At 68.9% G+C, this 17135-nt stretch carries 12 protein-coding genes and 1 pseudogene; 6 read left to right on the top strand and 7 right to left on the bottom strand.

Annotation, left to right across the window (positions count from 1 at the left end; translation table 11 throughout):
• The first annotated feature begins 7 nt into the window (after positions 1-7).
• Entirely contained in the window at positions 8-1684 is a 1677-nt protein-coding gene (locus AB0915_RS04445; RefSeq protein ID WP_366689655.1) for an FAD-binding dehydrogenase, read from the top strand.
• Between the two features lie 361 nt (positions 1685-2045).
• Here AB0915_RS04445 and AB0915_RS04440 read toward each other — a convergent pair whose 3' ends face one another.
• The 5 genes from AB0915_RS04440 to AB0915_RS04420 all read right to left on the bottom strand — a co-directional run bounded on the left by AB0915_RS04440 (position 2046) and on the right by AB0915_RS04420 (position 8191).
• Positions 2046-3500 (bottom strand): sulfatase-like hydrolase/transferase, encoded by a 1455-nt coding sequence (locus AB0915_RS04440; protein ID WP_366689654.1) that lies wholly within the window; start codon positions 3498-3500, stop codon positions 2046-2048.
• 3 nt (positions 3501-3503) lie between these two features.
• Positions 3504-4883, bottom strand: a complete 1380-nt coding sequence (locus AB0915_RS04435; protein WP_366689653.1) for an MFS transporter — start codon at positions 4881-4883, stop codon at positions 3504-3506.
• Positions 4884-4909: 26 nt separating this feature from the next.
• Entirely contained in the window at positions 4910-6484 is a 1575-nt protein-coding gene (locus tag AB0915_RS04430; protein ID WP_366689652.1) for a sulfatase, read from the bottom strand.
• 112 nt (positions 6485-6596) lie between these two features.
• Positions 6597-7166, bottom strand: coding sequence for a PadR family transcriptional regulator (locus AB0915_RS04425; protein ID WP_366689651.1), 570 nt, complete (start codon positions 7164-7166; stop codon positions 6597-6599).
• 74 nt (positions 7167-7240) lie between these two features.
• Positions 7241-8191: a formylglycine-generating enzyme family protein gene (locus AB0915_RS04420; protein WP_366689650.1), complete on the bottom strand. Its 951-nt coding sequence runs from the start codon at positions 8189-8191 to the stop codon at positions 7241-7243.
• 99 nt (positions 8192-8290) lie between these two features.
• Between AB0915_RS04420 and AB0915_RS04415 the strand changes: the two genes are divergently transcribed.
• Complete coding sequence (locus AB0915_RS04415; protein ID WP_366689649.1) at positions 8291-10078, top strand: sulfatase; 1788 nt, start codon at positions 8291-8293, stop codon at positions 10076-10078.
• A 452-nt stretch (positions 10079-10530) separates the two neighbouring features.
• Here the strand turns inward: AB0915_RS04415 and AB0915_RS04410 are convergent, their stop codons facing one another.
• The gene (locus tag AB0915_RS04410) at positions 10531-10926 is read right to left on the bottom strand and encodes a hypothetical protein (RefSeq protein ID WP_366689648.1); all 396 of its coding nucleotides are present in this window, start codon (positions 10924-10926) and stop codon (positions 10531-10533) included.
• Positions 10926-12113 carry a hypothetical protein gene (locus AB0915_RS04405; protein WP_366689647.1) on the bottom strand — a complete coding sequence of 396 codons (1188 nt, stop codon included), beginning with the start codon at positions 12111-12113 and terminating at the stop codon, positions 10926-10928. The genes AB0915_RS04410 and AB0915_RS04405 overlap by 1 nt, the downstream gene beginning before the upstream one ends.
• 1511 nt (positions 12114-13624) lie before the next feature.
• Between AB0915_RS04405 and AB0915_RS04400 the strand changes: the two genes are divergently transcribed.
• The 4 genes and pseudogenes from AB0915_RS04400 to AB0915_RS04385 form a co-directional block, all read left to right on the top strand.
• The gene (locus tag AB0915_RS04400) at positions 13625-15727 is read left to right on the top strand and encodes a hypothetical protein (RefSeq protein WP_366689646.1); all 2103 of its coding nucleotides are present in this window, start codon (positions 13625-13627) and stop codon (positions 15725-15727) included.
• Positions 15652-16197: a putative adhesin gene (locus AB0915_RS04395; protein ID WP_366689645.1), complete on the top strand. Its 546-nt coding sequence runs from the start codon at positions 15652-15654 to the stop codon at positions 16195-16197. The genes AB0915_RS04400 and AB0915_RS04395 overlap by 76 nt, the downstream gene beginning before the upstream one ends.
• Before the next feature lie 27 nt (positions 16198-16224).
• A complete protein-coding gene (locus tag AB0915_RS04390) occupies positions 16225-16626 on the top strand; it encodes a hypothetical protein (protein WP_366689644.1) in 402 nt (133 codons plus the stop codon).
• A 282-nt stretch (positions 16627-16908) separates the two neighbouring features.
• Positions 16909-17091, top strand: a pseudogene (locus tag AB0915_RS04385) (IS5/IS1182 family transposase); the annotation flags it as partial.
• Between the last annotated feature and the right edge of the window lie 44 nt (positions 17092-17135).

Here is a 17135-nt window from a genome sequence, read left to right as displayed (position 1 = left end):
ACGTTCCATGGACGCCGACGTCATCGTCGTCGGAGCCGGCCTCGCCGGCCTGGTCGCCGCACATGAACTCACCTCACGGGGACGACGGGTCGCGCTCGTCGACCAGGAAGGCCCGGCCGACCTCGGCGGGCAGGCTCACTGGTCGTTCGGCGGGCTCTTCCTCGTCGACTCCCCGGAACAGCGCCGCATGGGAGTCAGGGACTCCCTCGACCTCGCCTGGCACGACTGGCAGGGCAGCGCCCGCTTCGACCGCCTCGACGACGAGGACAGCTGGGCGGCCCGCTGGGCCCGCGCCTACGTCGAGTTCGCAGCCGGCGAGAAGCGCTCCTGGCTGGTCGGCCACGGCCTGTCCTTCCTCCCCACCGTCGGCTGGGCGGAACGCGGAGACCTCCGCGCCGACGGACACGGCAACTCCGTACCCCGTTTCCACGTCACCTGGGGCACCGGCCCCGGCGTCGTCGAACCCTTCGCGCGCCACGCCCAGGGCGCGGCGGCCGACGGCGATCTCACGTTCCACCATCGCCACCGCGTCGACGAACTCATCGTCGAGGGCGGCACCGTCAAGGGCGTACGAGGAGCGCTGCTGGCCGCCGACGACTCCCCGCGCGGGGTCGCCACCAACCGCGATGTGATCGGGGAGTTCGAGCTCACCGCGCAGGCCGTCATCCTCACCACCGGCGGCATCGGCGCCAGCCACGAGCTCGTACGCCGTCACTGGCCCGAGCGCCTGGGCACCCCGCCCGCCCACATGGTGACCGGTGTCCCCGCCTACGTCGACGGGCGCATGCTCGACATCAGCGCGGCGGCCGGAGTGCGGCTGGTCAACCGCGACCGCATGTGGCACTACACCGAGGGCCTGCGCAACTGGGATCCGATCTGGCCCGGCCACGGCATCCGGATCCTGCCCGGCCCGTCCCCCATGTGGTTCGATGCCCTCGGCAGGCGCCTTCCGCAGCCTTACCTGCCCGGTTACGACACTCTGGGCACCCTGCGCCATCTGCGCACCGCACCGGAGCTCACGGGCCACGACCACTCCTGGTTCATCCTCACGCAGAAGATCATCGAGAAGGAGTTCGCGCTGTCCGGGTCGGAGCAGAACCCCGACATCACCGGCAAGGACCGCGCCGCCTTCCTGCGCACCCGGCTGCTCGGCAAGGGGGCTCCGGCTCCCGTGGAGGCGTTCAAGGAGCACGGTGAGGATTTCGTCGTGGCGAACACGCTCGACGAACTCGTCGCCCGGATGAACCGCCTCACCGACGAACCGCTGCTCGACCCCGCGGCCATCCGCCGGCAGATCGAGGCACGCGACCTCCAGATCGCCAACCCCTTCTCCAAGGACGCCCAGGTCCAGGGCATCCGCAACGCCCGCCGCTACCTCGGTGACCGCCTCGGCCGCGCCGCCGCACCGCACCGCGTCCTCGACCCCGCCGCCGGGCCCCTCATCGGCGTGAAGCTCCACGTCCTCACCCGCAAGACCCTCGGCGGCATCCAGACCGACCTCGACTCCCGTGCCCTCGGCCACGACGGCCGACCCGTGGCAGGGCTGTACGCGGCCGGCGAGGTGGCGGGCTTCGGCGGCGGAGGCGCCCACGGCTACAACGCCCTGGAAGGCACCTTCCTCGGCGGCTGTCTCTTCACCGGCCGTCGGGCCGGCCGCGCCGCCGCCGCCGAGACGGCCTCCTGACCGGCGCGGCCGAACCCCCGGTCCACGGCGGCCGGTCGCCTGGCGCAGTGCGCCGGGCGACCGGCCGCCGTGGCTCCTGAGCGGTTCCGCGCCGAGCCGGACCTCGGAGACGGGAAGCGCACGGCCGAACCACCAGCGGCACCCCCGGCCTCCGCATCGCGCACCCTCGTCATCGCCCACGGCGTCGTCATCACCCTCGCCACCGCACCGGGTCAAGCTGTGCACTCCGCGTCTCGCCGGCTTCCTGCGGGTGCCCGTCGGCCCCGCAGGAAGCCGTCCTCGACAGCCGGGCATGAGGCCGTCGCCGCAGGTGTCCGGGCCGGGCCCCGGAGCCGGGAGGTCTTCGGGGCAGCCATCGTGGCTACCGTGCGACGGCTCCGGGGGCGGGCAGGTCCACCTGGGGAAGGCGCGGGTCCGCATCGGCCGGGATGACGTCGGCGGTCTCCACGAACCAGCGCAGCAGAGCGTCGCGCAGCCGCTGCTCGACGGCGGCGTACTCGCCGAGGCCGGCGAGGTTGGTCCGCTCCTGCGGGTCCTTCGCCCGGTGGTAGAGCTCGGGGGCCTCGTAGAGCCGCCAGACGTACGTCCACTCCTGGTCGCGTACGGCGACCGCCTTGCCCACCAGGGTGGGGTCCTCGTGCTGGAGGGCGCCCTTGAGGTCGTACGGGAAGGCGGGAAGCTCCATCTTGGGCTCTTCCTCCTCGGTGAAGCCGCCTTCGGTGAAGGCGTACGCGCGGTGCGGCGCGGCCGGGTCGGTCAGCAGCCGGGTCAGGCTGCGGCCGAAGTGGCGGTGAGGGGCCTCGACGCCGGCCAGTTCCAGGACGGTGGGGAGCACGTCGATCATCTCCACCATGGCGTCGCATTCCCGGCCCTGGCCGAGGCCGAGACCGCTGCCCGCGCTGATGATCAGGGGATCGCGGGTGATGCAGTCGTGCATGGCCGAAGGCCACTTCTCGATCAGTCCGTAGTCGCCGAGATATTCGCCGTGGTCGGCGAAGAACAGGGTCACGGTGTCCTCGGCGGCGCCCGCGTCGGTGACCGCGTTCATCACCCGGCCGAGCTGGTCGTCGAGGCGGGCGATCATGCCGTAGTAGGTGGCCACGACCTCGCGCCACTGTTCCGGTGTGACCTCTGAGATGCCGTACCGCTCGCGGATGGCCCGCATGTACCGGGGCTCGCGGGCCGGATCGCCCACGGCTGCGGGGTCGGGGACCGCATCCCGGTCGAACCGGGAGAACCAGGGCTCCTCGACCTGGAACGGGCAGTGCGGCGCCACCAGCGGGACGAACAGCACCCAGGGCTGCTCGGGGGGCGCGGCCAGCCACTGCTCGGCGCTGCGGACCGCGGCCTCGTCGGGGTCGATCCGCCCGTCGTCGGGCACCAGGCCCCGGTAGAACAGGCGGGACCAGACGCCGTCGGGGAACTCCCCGCCGTAGCCCACGGTCGGCCGGGTCGAGAAGCCGTACTCGTGGACGCTCAGCTCGGTGACACCCGGGGCGAAGGTGTCACCGCGGGCGCCGGCCCAGGTCACGTGGTAGCCGGCGTCCTTGAGGATCCGCAGCAGGTTCGGCTCGTGCTCCTTGAGCAGGTGGGTGAGAGTGCGGTGGCCGGCGGTGTGCGGGTACCAGCCGGTCAGAATGGACGCGCGGCTGGGCGAGCACACGGGGTGCTGGACGTACGCGTTGGTGAAGCGGGTGCCACGGGCCGCGAGGGCGTCGATGTGCGGGGTGCTGACGTGCGGGTTGCCGAAGGCACCGATCGCGTCGGCGCGCAGCTGGTCCGGCATGAAGATCACGAAGTTGGGCCGGGAGGACATGGATCACCCTTCTTGTGGTGCTGCTTGCGGGGACTTCTGAGCGTGGTTCGCGCGGCGGTCCAGTTCGTGCTGGAGGGCGACGGCGTCACGGGTGTAGGGGCGGTAGAGCAGGCTCGCGAACAGTGCGCCGACGAGGATGATGACGACGAGGCTCCACAGCAGCGCACCCTCCAGACCGATGCTGTCGCCGAGCTGCCCGACGAGGAAGGTGACAGCGGCCCAGCCGAGGCTCTCGACAGCGAGGAACAACGCGAAGGCGGAGCTGCGCAGTTCGGGCGGGACCACGGACATCAGCAGCGGCCGGTTCACGCTCGGCTGGACGCCCTGGAGGGCGCCGAGGACGGAGAAGAGGGCGGCGTACACGGGCAGCGACGACCAGGCGATCTGGGTGGTGACGAAGGCGAGGGCCGCGTACAGGAAGTAGGTCGTCTGCAACAGGGCGATACGTCCGGCGCGCGGGAAGCGCCGTTGCATGCGGTCCGCCAGCACACCGCCCGCCAGGGTGCCGACGAGGTACGACACGGCGGTGGGCAGGGTCACCAGTGAGGCCGCGGCGTTGCTGAACCCGCGGACTTCGACCAGGAACACGACGCCGAACGCCAGCAGCACGAACTGCGACCCGAGCAGGCGATGGACGCAGAGCAGCGGGAAGGTGCGGATACTCATCAGGCGTCGTACGCTCTCGCGGTCGAACGCGCGGTCGCGCTGGGCTCGGTCCGTGGGATCAAGTGCGGCGAGCTGGGGTTCGGCCGCGCCGATGCCCGGGTCCCTGAGGAAGCGCAGCAGGGCGAGTCCGGTCAGGATCTGGAGGGCGCCGACGGCGAAGAACCCGTACCGCCATCCGTCCGAGAACGAGGACAGCTGTCCGAGCAGCGGACCGAGGACTCCGGAGTACAGCGCGACGCCGGCGAAGAGGAATCCGGTGGCCCGCCCACGTGACGTGTCGTCGAAGAGGTCGCCGACGATCCCGGCGACCAGGGGGCCGCAGCCGGCGGCGCCCGCGGCGACGACGGTGGTCATCACCACGAGCTGCGTGTAGTTCTGCGCGAACCCGGTCGCGATGGTCCACACGCCCCACAGGCCGGAGCAGACGGCAAGGACGTATGTCCGCGGAACGCGTTGGGCGATGCTCACCCAGAGCGGTCCGAAGAACACCCCGGCGAGCTTGGCCGTGGCGCCCAGGGTGCCGAGCGCCGACAAGGGCAGGCCGAGAGCGGCCCGCATGGCGGGGAACATCACGACGAGCACGTTCTGCTCACCGTTGTCGGCGCCGACGGCCGCGCTGAGCAGGCCGAGTTGGCGTCGGCGGCCGGGCTTGGCTCCGGTGCCGGACGAGGGCGGGGCGGCGGCCCCTTCCGAGGGGGCTGGTGGCGCGGAGTGCATCAGGACTCCTTGAGGGCTCGGCGGGGTCAGCTCGGCTGGACCGGCCGCTGGTCACGGCTCTGGAGCAGGGCGACCCAGCGCGCGGCGAGTTCGACGGTGCGCGGGCGGTCGGGTGCGTGCCAGGACACCGGCACGTTCAGGACGGCGAGTCGCGCTTCGAGGTCCTCGGCCAGGTGGGCGCGGCCGGTGTCCCGAAGGTGCCGGGCGTAGCGCACGGGATCGCTGTAGTACGTCGGCCCGGTCTGCAGGGTCGTCTGCATCGGGTCGGGCAGGCAGCCCGGCCTTCCCGCGTACGCGTGCAGCCATTCGGCGAGGTGGGAGCGCATGGTGGCCGCGAGGTCCGGTTCGTCGTCGAGCAGGTCGCGGGTGAGGTACGGGTCGTCGGTGACGTGGAAGAGCTGTTCCCACTCGGCGCGGAAGGAGCCGGGGTGGTAGGTGCGGATGTAGAGGTGGTCCCGGGTGCGGACGGCGCGCTGGTAGGTGTGCGCTCCGTGGCCGAGGACCAGGTAGGGGCGGGACTCGATGGTCTCGCCGCGCACGGCGGGGGCGAAGGACTCGCCCTGCCAGCCGGCGGGGATCTGCATGCCGAGCAGGTCGCACAGGGTGGGGGCGAGGTCGATGTTGTACAGCAGGGCGTCGTTGTGGCGGGCGTGGTCGGGGAGGCGGTCGGTGACGCCGGGCCAGTACACGACGAGCGGCAGTCGGTGGGTGGGCTCGTTGGCCAGGCCGTGTTCCGCGTACGAGCCTTGTTCGCCGAAGGACTCGCCGTGGTCGGCGCTGACGATGATCGCGGTCTCCTCCGCGATGCCGAGTTCCTCCAGGGTGGCCATGAGTCGGCCGAAGTGGTGGTCCCAGTAGTGGACCGCCCCGTCGTAGCCGTTGATGAGATGCTCGAAGTCGGCGCGCGAGCGGATGGTGTCGGGCATGTTGTGCGGAACCGGGGAGCGTCCGCTGCCGGTCAGGGAGTAGTGCAGGTCGAGGGCGCTGCGTGGTCCGTAGATCTCGGCGTGGGTGGCGATGGTCTCCTCGTCGGGCCATTCCTGGACGGGGCCGGAGGCCGCCATCTTCTCGGTCCACTCGACGGGCTGGGTGTAGTTGGTGTGCGGGTCCCAGTAGGTGAGGTGCAGGTACCAGTTGTCGTCGTCCGCGTGCCGCCGGATCCAGTCGACGGCCGCGCTGTTGACGTCCTGGGCCTCCTCGTCGCCGAAACGGTCGGTGGCGCGGATGGACTCGCGGAAGTTGGCGTGGAAGAAGTAGGCGCGGTGGCGCTCGGCGAACACTGAGACGGCGGCGGTGTAGTAGCCGCCCCAGCCGAGGCGCTGGCCGAGCAGGGGGCGGTCGGGCTCCGGTCCGTGCCCCGCGTCGAGCCGGAACTGCGCCGCGGGTCCGAAGTGCCCGATCACCCCGTTGGTGATGCCGAACTGACCGCTGGTCAGGGCGGTGCGCGAGGGCAGGCAAGGCGAGTCCGAGCAGTAGTAGCGGTCGAAGGTGACGGATTTGTCCGCCAGTTTCTGCAAGTTCGGGGTGGTGGGGCGGTGGTAGCCGTAGGGGGTGGTGTGGTCGGCGCGGAGGGTGTCCACGTCGACGTAGATGATGCGCATGGTGACTCCGGGGGTTTCGGGCAGGGGGTATCACCGGTCCGGCTCGGCGAGAACGCCGGGCGACCGGTCGCCACGGAAGGTGGATCGGAGCGGGAAGTGCGTGGGGGAGGGCTCAGCGGCGACCGAGGCGCGCTTCCAGGCGGGCCTTGGTGAGTTCGAGCCAGGCGATGTACGAGGCGCCGTACGCGTAGCCGTGTTCGTGGGCCAGGGTGTGGACCTCGCCGGCCCAGTCGGCGTCGAGCTCGGGGATCTGCGGGTCGTACGGGTCGGGGAACGGTGGAGCGGGGACGGCCGGTCGGTGTTCGAGCCGGTAGGCCAGCTCCGTGCGGACGACGTCGAGGGCGATCTCGGGGTCGAGCTGCCCGGCGAAGATGAAGCGCAGGGTGAAGTCGGGGTCCTTCGGGCGGGAGGAGGGCTCGAAGGGTGAGCGGGCCCACTCCAGGAGGGCTTCGCGGCCCTCGTCGGTGAGGTGGTACACCTTGGCGTCGGGCCGTCCTTCACGCGGATCGACCTCGAAGGCGACCCAGCCGCGCTCGACCAGTTTGGCGAGCCGACGATAGATCTGCGGCAGCTGTACGTCGTAGCCGATGTAGCGGCCGGGTCCGTCCATCCAGCGGCGCAGGTCGTATCCCGAAAGGCGGCGCAGCGCGAGCACCCCGAGGATCACGTAATCGAGTAGCATCGCCGACGCCGCCTATGTTCGCAGGTACTTATGGGCCTCAGATTCACCTCCGTTCGGCAGCGTGTCAAGACCTGTCACACGGAGGAAACGCAGCGGAAACCCGCGTGGCCGCTGGAACTGTCGGGCGAGTTCGCGCTGCGCGCGGCGACACGGTAGCGGTTGCAGTAGGAGCGGTGGCACATGTGCGAGCCACCGCGGATGACCCTCTCCGCGCCCGCCGCCGGCCCCCTCGGGTCCACGAGCGGGCGCGTGGCGGGGTGGTCGGTGGTCCACCAGTCGGCGCACCACTCCCACACGTTGCCCGCCATGTTGTACAGGCCGTAGCCGTTCGGTTCGAAGGCGTCCACGGGGGCGGTGCCCCGGTAGCCGTCGGTGGCAGTGTTCTTGGACGGGAAGGTGCCTCGCCAGATGTTGCAGCGGTGGACGCCGTCGGGGTCCAGCTCGTCGCCCCACGGGTAGCGCCGCTGCTCCAGGCCACCGCGGGCCGCGTACTCCCACTCGGCCTCGGTGGGCAGCCGCTTGCCGGCCCAGGCGGCGTAGGCCGCGGCGTCGTTCCACGACACGTGGACCACGGGGTGGTCGGCACGGTCGGCGAGGTCGCTGCCGGGACCTTCGGGAAGGCGCCAGGTGGCCCCTTCCACGCCACACCACCAGGGCGTTCGCTCCGGGCGCGGGGCTCCGCGGCGCAGGGCGGCGGGAAGGAAGCCGGCGAACACGTACGACCAGCCGTAGCGCTCGGCATCGGTGACATGTCCGGTGGCCTCGGCGAAAACGGCGAATCGTTCGTTGGTGACCGCGTGGACGTCCATGCGGAACGGCTTCAGCCGCACCGCTCGCACCGGACCCTCGCCGTCGGAGGGAAATCCCTCGGTGTCCTCGGCCCCCATCAGGAACTCGCCCCCGGGAAGCAGCACCATGCCCTCCGTGGAAGCGGCTCCCTCTGCAGGCGGCCCGGAGACCGGCCCCGTCGGTCGGCCGGCCGACGGGGCGCAGCAGCGGGCAGGGGACGGCGTGTACTCACGCATGACGGTCCACTCCTTCCGGGAATCGGCTCTTCCGCTCCCGATAGCTATGTTCTAACGTACATAGCTATTACCGGCAGGCCCAGGGAAGGGACATCCCCCGTGAAGGCCATCATGGTCATGTTCGACACGCTCAACCGCCGCTTCCTGCCGCCCTACGGGGCCGACTGGATCCACGCGCCCAACTTCCGGCGCCTCGCCGAGCGGACGGCGACCTTCGACACCTGCTATGCCGGGTCCATGCCCTGCATGCCGGCCCGTCGAGAGCTGCACACCGGGCGCTACAACTTCCTGCACCGCAGCTGGGGCCCCCTGGAGCCGTTCGACGACTCCGTCCCCGAACTGCTCGGCGAGCACGGGATCTACACCCACCTGGCCACCGACCATCCCCACTACTGGGAGGACGGCGGCGCCACCTACCACGGCCGCTTCCGCTCCTTCGAGTTCTTCCGCGGCCAGGAGGGCGACCCCTGGAAGGGCCAGGTCGCCGACCCCGAGATCCCGGACGCGATCCGGGGCCGTCGCGACGGCGCCTGGCGCCAGGACTGGGTCAACCGGCAGCACCTCACCGACGAGGCCGACCACCCGCAGACTCGGACCTTCGACGCGGGCCTGGAGTTCCTGCGCACCAACCACACCGCGGACGACTGGTTCCTCCAGATCGAGACCTTCGACCCGCACGAGCCCTTCTTCAGCTACGACCGCCACAAGCGGCACTACCCGCACGGCTACGACGGCCCCCACTTCGACTGGCCCGACTACAAGCGCGTCCAGGAGACCAAGGAGCAGACCGAACACGCGCGCCTGGAGTACGCGGCCCTGCTGACCATGTGCGACCAGTCCCTGGGCCGCGTGCTCGACGCCATGGACGAACTTGCCCTGTGGGACGACACGCTGCTCATCGTGAACACCGACCACGGCCTACTGCTCGGCGAGCACGACTGGTGGGGCAAGGGCGTCCCGCCCTGGTACGACGAGACCATCCACACCCCGCTGTTCGTCTGGGACCCCCGCAGCCGTATCCAGGGCGAGCGGCGCCAGGCCCTCGTCCAGACCATCGACATCGGCCCCACCCTCCTGGAGTACTTCGGCGTCGACCGCACCCCCGACATGCAGGGCGAACCCCTGCGTCGAACCGTGGCCGACGACACCCCGATACGCGAGGCCGCGCTGTTCGGCGGATTCGGCGGACACGTCAGCGTCACCGACGGCCGCTACGTGTACATGCGGGCCTGCGCGAACCCGCACAACCAGCCGCTGTACGAACACACCCTCATGCCCACCCACATGCGCGGCAGGTTCACCCCGGCCGAGCTCAAGGACGCCGAACTCGTACCGCCCTTCTCGTTCACCAAGGACGTCCCCCTGCTGAAGGTGCCGGGCCACGCCCTGACCAACCCGCACACCTTCGGCACCCTCCTCTTCGACCTGCACACCGACCCCGGACAGGAGCACCCACTCCTCGACGACGACCTCGAACTGCGCATGGCCACCCTGCTCACCGAACAGCTCCGGGCCGCCGACGCGCCCTTGGAGCAGTACGAGCGACTCGGCCTGCCGGCAACGGACCCCGTCACGCCCGTACACCTCCTGGCCCGCGCGCAGAAGCCGCAGGCCGACGCCGCCCTCCAGCCGCCGCCCCGCCCCGAGGACTTCCCGACCGGCCCCTTCAGCGTGCACGTCCCACTGCGCGACCTCCTCACCCACCCGGAAGCCGAAGCCGTCCTGCGCACCCACTTCGCCGCCCTGCTCGACGGCCCCCTCGGCCAGCGCGCCGTCAATCTCTCTCTCCTCCAGATAGCCACCCTCGTCTCCGGCCTGCTCCCCGCTGACCGGCTCCACGCGATCGCGAACCGCCTGGCCGAGATCGACACCGCGGCACCGCGATAGTGCCTGCGGTCATGCCCGGCCGACCCGGTACGCAGCCGCCCGACAAGGGCTGGACACCCCGCCGACCCCTGGGCGGGGGTCCCCCTCCGAGAGATCGCGGCCGAGGCCGGACAGCGCAACACGGGGACGGTCCACTGCGCGCCGCCTCACCGCGGTCCGCCACGGAACGCTGTGCCACCAGCGCCCGGTCCTGGTCGAGGCGCTACAAGACGGCTATGGCATCCGATCGGTCATCCCGGCGCAACAGACGCCGGATCAGTCCCGAGCACTCGCGTAGGCGTCCTGTGATGCCTCACCAAGCAGAGCCGCGACCACTGTCGTCACGGCGAAGGTCATTTCGTCCACGCGTGTCGTCTCCCCCACTGGTTGCAGCACTGTATCCACCCAGCGCCGGACGACAGCCGGAACGGTTCATCCCGCATCCGCCGTACCCTTGCCCGGGGTTCGCCAGCTCAACTCAGCCAACCTGCAAGGGCGTTAGCGAGCGCATCACCACCCTGCTGGACCACGGTTCCCGCCACCAGGGCCGGAAGTGCCTGAGCAATCCCCCGCAGTGCGCCGACCTGCCCGTCGGGGGCAGCCAGCGAGGTGTCGACGGAGTCCGCCATGGCACGCAGCACCGACGCATTGGCCAGACCGGCCTCGTTGCGCTGCACGTCGGCTCGGAACGAAGCGACGAGGTCTCGTACGGTCTCGACGTCGACTGCACCCTGGACCGACGCGGACTGGTACACATGGGAGATGTTCTGCCCCACGACGTTCTGATTCGGGGCGTTGTTGTTGCCGCCGATGCTGATGCCCGAGCCGTGCCCCTGTTCCGGTTCACCTCGGCGTCGTCCCACGACCATCAACTTCTTCCTCCTTGAGCCTTGTTGTCCTGGCCGACATTGCTGATGCCGCTGCCAGAGACGTTCTGGATGGGCGCATTGTTGTCGCCGTAGACCTGGATATTGGTGATGACAGCGGCCACCTGACGCTCGTACGGGGCAGTGTCGACCCCCAGTTCTTCGAGGTATTCGGAGACCGTCCGGAAGATGCAGGTCTGCATCAGAACGACGTGCCGCTTGGCGTCATCGCTCTGGTGCATGTCGAGGATTTCCTCGGTGGAGTAGCGATCGCGCAGGCTGACCGGATCCTTTTCCTCGGCACGGCCATCGTCCGTCTGCCCACCGAGCCCGAGCCGAGTCACGAACCGCCAGAGCGCGAGCGGCCCTTCGACAGCATCCAGCAGCGACTGCACCGACGCCCAGCCGAGCAAGCGGATCCCTCGCTTGGCGACGGGCCCATCGGCCACCCTCATTTCGTTGTAGAGGGGCGTCATCACGTGCGGGCGCACGGTGAGCCGCAGTTCGCCGGCCTCCAGCGCAGCATGGACGAACACGGTGACGACGACCTGGCCGTCCCAGCTGACACACTGCGCGCGCAAGTACAGCCGGTCCGGCACATTGGACGGCGATCGGCGGCCTCTGCCCCGAAGGTCCGGCAGTTCCAGCTTGGCCGCGCGCGTGCGCCGCAGCCACATCTCGGATGGCAGTCCGAGAACTTCCGTGACGGAGAAGCCGGGCAATGGATCGGTGATCTCTCGCGCGCCGCGCCCCAGTTCCCGGAGAGCGTCGCCCATCCGTCGCAGCAGTTCCGCCTCTCCGAAGTGCTTTACCGACTCCTCCAGGTCCTTGGGCTTGAGCGGAATCCCGATGTCGACCACACCCCAGACGTCCCGCCCGGCCCCGACAAAACGCTCCGGATGGCCGTAGGGCAACTCTTGCCGCGTCTGTTCGTCACCGATGAGCGCCATCCGGCCCCCGCCTCTCGCCGCCACCCACGGCAGCCCGTCGGCCGCGACACCGTCTCGGAGGATCCGGGACAACGCCGCCCGCGAGGCGAGCCGGTCGCCGAGGCAGACGAATGTGGCTCCGACCAACAGCGCGAACGGCAGTAGCAGCAGTCCGAGCCGCAGGTTGACCACTTCACCGCGCACGGGTTCGTACGGCACCACCGCAAGCAGCCACGGCACACACAACACGAGGTATGCCATACGGGGTGAGGGTGCAAGCCGTGACTTCTTGTTCTTGCGCACGGCTCGGAGCGCAGCCCATCGCATCAAGAGAGCGAGCAGGACCATCGCGCCCCACACAACGGCCGCTCGGGGAACCACGTAGGCTGCCGCGCCGACCAGGAGCAGAATCATCACTCGCCGCAGCCAACGCCGTCGTCTGGCGCGCAGACTGTGCGCCGTCACGGGTACGAGATCGAAGCCGTACGACGGGACGGGCAGTGGCGGCCCGTGCAGGACGTGGTCCACGACCCACTGCGCCATCGGCTCGCCAAGGGGCGGGCAGTCGTCACTGCCTTCCAGGTACATACGTCTGCGCGTACTGCGTCGGGGCTTGTTCGGCTTCTTGTCCTTGCCTCTGATCTTGCGCCACCACGCCTTGATGGCTTTGACCCGGTCAGGCCGCACGTAGACGGCTTGACACAGCAGCCTTGTCACCTCGGACGAAGTGGCTTGCACCTCGCTGTAGCGGCCGAACCCGGAGAGATCCGTCCCGGTGTGAATCGGCACTGCCGGCCCATCGACCATCTCCCCAGCGGCGCGCTCCCGAACGCGCAGCCCCCGACCGAACCCCATGCCCGCCCCCGTTCATTGGTACGGCGGGCATCTTTACGGTGAACGTGCAGAACCACCAGATCACAAACGTGACAATGCCCCCAACCAGCCTGCGTCATACAAGGTTTGACCGAATAGCGCTCCCCGCGCGGGAGTACGCCCCTGCGAGCGTGCCACGCCAACCCGCCCTCCGTGCTGCGCATCAGCGGACCCGAGTCGTCAGTGCCGATAGGCACACTGCCGACACTCCCCGCAGAGAGTCGCCTACTCTCAGCACGCCATCGACACTCGCCACCGCGACAGAGCCTGACCTGCCCGACAAGCCGCCTGACACCCCATCAGAAGGAGCGTCAAATGAGCGTCATTTCAGTGTCAAGATATCGCCCGTAACGCCCACACCGCACATAACGCGCGCGAGCAAAAGCCCAGGCCAGGAACCCTTTGCGACAGGTTCAAGGATCGCAACACACTCCACATGATGCATCATCGAAATCACGTCACGATCGACGGAGGTCGGAGAACTTGCACGTCAGACACGGTTTCTCGGCCCGACGGGCGGGCTGTGAGGTACCCGGAGCGTCAAATGAGCGTCACATCTGCGACGGGTCAGCTTCGGGAGATCCGCTGTGTGCGGTCACCTTCCCAGGCAGCAGGGACGACGAACGCACCGACAGCCGACCATGGCACCGACTCGGCATCAGGCCGCTGCCGACAAGCACAGGTCAGCGTCGGCCCGGCGTTCCATTCCCGCACGTGGATAGCGAGTGAGGTCGGCAATCGGGGCACCACCTACTCCCCTACCACTCGCCACAACCGCGCCAGTCACCGAGTGACGTCCCAGTCTTATCCGGCCGCTCCCCGAGTGTTCACATACCGCATCCAGGGCAAGACGGCGTGTTCACGCCAATCCCGCCCCAGGTGGGCGGCCGCTAGAGCCCGTGACCAGGGGACACCGCACCGACCAGCGCGGCAACACCACGTCGATGACGTACGACAGTGCCGGCCGGATGCTCACCCGCAGTTCCCCGTCGGGCCTCGGCTACACGGAGATCTGGACGTACGACACGTCGGGCAACATCACCGGCCACACCGACGGCCGCGGCAACAAGACGACCTATGCGTACAACACGTCGAACCAGCTGCCGACGACCACCGACCCCCTCGGCGGCACCACCGTCTACACGTACACGGCGCTGGGCGCCATCCAGACGGTGAAGACGCCACGAGGCAAGGTCACCACCTATGGCTACGACACGGCCGGGAACCGAACGTCGGTGACCACGCCGCTGGGTGAGAAGGCGACGTTCACGTACGACAAGGCCGGGCGGATCCTGACCAAGACGGACCCGCGTGGCAACGTCAGCGGCGCCGACCCCGCCTCCTACACGACGACGTACGCCTACGACGGGCGAGGGCTGCTCAGCTCGGCCACCGACCCGTTGGGCCGCACCACGGCCTACACGTACAACGGCGCGGAGCAGCTCGTCTCTGCGAAGAACCCCGAGGGTGACACCACCGCCTACTCCTACGACGATGCCGGGCATCTGATCCGGACGACGGACGCGGCGGGCAAGTTCGTCACCCGCACCTACAGCGCCGCCGGACACCTCGCCTCCGAGACGGACGCCGCCGGCCGCAAGACCACGTACACCTATGACAAGGTGGGCCGTCTGCTCACCAGCGTGTCACCGCGCGGCAATGTCACCGGTGCTGACCCGGCCGCCTACACCACGAGCTACGCCTACGACGCCGCCGGCAACCGCACCAAGGTCACAGGCCCCACCGGCGCGTTCACCACCACGACCTACGATGCGATCAACCGGCGGCTGGTGAACACCGACCCGCTGGGCCACACCACCGCCTACACGTACGACGCCAACGACAACGTCACCAAAGTCACCGACGCTGCGGGCAAGACGGCCCTCTCCGTCTACGACAAGAACAATCAGCTGACCAGCAGCACCAACCAGCTGAGCAAGACCACAACGTACACCTACGACGCCGACGGACACCTGCTCAGCAGCACCTCGGCCCTGGGCAACAAGGAAACCTGGACCTACGACGACGACGGCCGCCAGACCACTGCCGTCGACCCCCGCGGCAACACCACCGGCGCCTCCCCCGCCCAGTACACCACCACCTACGGCTACGACCCGTCGGGCAACCCGACCACCGTCACCGACCCGCTCGGCAACGTGACCCGCACCGAATACGACGCCATCGGCAACGTCACCCGGAGCACCGACGCCGACCAGCGCGCCACCACCTACGGCTACGACAAGCTCGACCAGCTGACCACCGTCACCGCCCCCGGCGGCGCGGCCACCACTTACGGCCACGACTCGGTCGGCAACGTCACCCATCGCACCGATGCCAACGGCCACGTCACCACCTACGGCTATGACGCGGCGCACCGCCTGACGTCAGTCACCGACCCGCTGAACCGGGCGACGACCTACGCCTACGACGCCGACAGCAACCCGGTCAAGGCGACGACGCCCCGCGGCACCACCACCCAGACGTACGACGCCCGCGGCCTGCTCACCAAGATCGACTACTCCGATGCCACCCCCGACGTCACCCTCGGATACGACGACGCCGGACACATGACCACCCGCGCCAACGCGAACATCTCCGAGGACTTCGTCTACAACGCGGTCGGCAACCTCACCAAGACCCGCGGCTTCGCCTACACCTACGACGCCGCCGGGCAGATGCTCACCCGCAAGTACTCCGACGGCAACACCATCGGCTACACCTACGACAACGACGGCCGCACCGCCACGATGACGGCCGACGGTGCCACGACCACGTACACCTCGGACGCGGCAGGCAACCTCACCAAGTCGGCACTGTCCTCGGGGACGCGCACGACGCGTTCACCGGCGAGAACGGCGGCGCCGGCGCCTTCCTCGACAAGTACCTCCCCGTCCGCCCCGCCTACCGCCTCTACCGCGCCGAGTACATGCTCCGCCAGCAAGGCTGCGACGCACTCGCCGACCTCTACGCCGAAGCAGCCGACGAACTCACCCAACAGATAGCCGTCACCGGGCTCGGGGGACTGACAGGGTGGCGACGCGCAGCCGTGGCGCCCGAGTTGCGCGGACACAACATTCCCACCCATGGTAAGGGCGTCGGCCCAGCCCGCGTCCGAATCCCTGGCGGACGGCCAGACGGCCAAGCCGTCATCGCGGGCCACGGGGCGTACATCCGAGGCACGGGGGACACACGGATGCCCAGTGGCACCTGGGGCTACCTCTACGTCGAGGATGGAAAGGTGCTCGGGCAGCCTGTCGGACTCGCCGTCGAGCAGGGTAAGAAAGTGAAGCCCACGGAGATCTTCGGCCCCGGCAAGGAGATACCGAACTACACCGTGTTCCCGGGCACCGATCTAAGGATGATGTCGGGGTCGATCACGGTCAGCAAACCCACGCTGCTCAGCGATATCCTTAAGCCCAACATGGGACCCGTGCACATGGCCTTCTGTCGAGAACACTGCAATCCGCGCTGAGGAGTGGTTATGCCTCACTATCCCGACATGACCACCTACGTGTACGACACATCGGACCAAGCGATGCTTAATGTCGGCTGGTTGGCACCCGATTATGCCTACCGCACAGGCATCGTGGACGACCGCGTAATAGATGCGTTGAAGGTTCTCAGCGGTGCCTACGAGAACCAGATGCGCGGCTTCCACTACTGCGAATTCTGTGATGCCGACCGGATCTGGATCCCCGACGGTCCGGGCGGGGAAGCCCGGGTATGGCTGGGCTCGGCAGAGATCAGGGTAGAAGGTGAGGACGGCACCCTCTACGCCTCACCGAATCTGATCATCCACTACATCACCGAGCACCGGTACTGCCCACCCGAGGAATTCTGCCGCGCGGCGGTAAGGACGGCAGGAATCGAAACAACTGGGCCGCTGACTGTGGTCGAGTAGCGGCTGCCGGCAACGCACCGGAATAAACATGTCTGCCATGGCGCTCGAACGAAATCCTACCTTTCAGTACGAGGAGGAAAGGAATCTCGTTCGAGCGCCGCCAGACAACACCCAGCGGCATTACCCAGTAACGGATTTCTCACGCTGCAACCCAACAACGTCTCACTGAGCATTTTCAGAATGGCCACCGATGGGGTGACGGCGGCGAGGGCGCAACGCACGAGGCACCCGTGCCGTCGAGGGAGATGTTCGAAGTCTCAACTCATCAGCGCAGACGCCTCGTTGGTTCCCTGTCCTGTCGCGCTCGATCTGCCTCATGCGCTGGTCGAGTGGGTCACCATGCTCATCGTCACTCGCGAGGGTGGCCGCCGCTGCAAGCTCCGGCCGCACCAACGGGCGCTTGTCGGTCTGGTGTACCCGCGCGAGCACGACACCCTGGCCCGGATCGCCGCCGGCTTCGGCATCGGGTGCGTTGCTTTCTGAGTGATCTGATCTGACCAGATCACTCA

The sequence above is a fragment of the Streptomyces sp. NPDC048411 genome (assembly GCF_040704695.1).
GTDB lineage: Bacteria > Actinomycetota > Actinomycetes > Streptomycetales > Streptomycetaceae > Streptomyces.
Note: the sequence above shows the minus strand (reverse complement) of the source record. Positions and strands in the feature narration are given on the sequence as shown.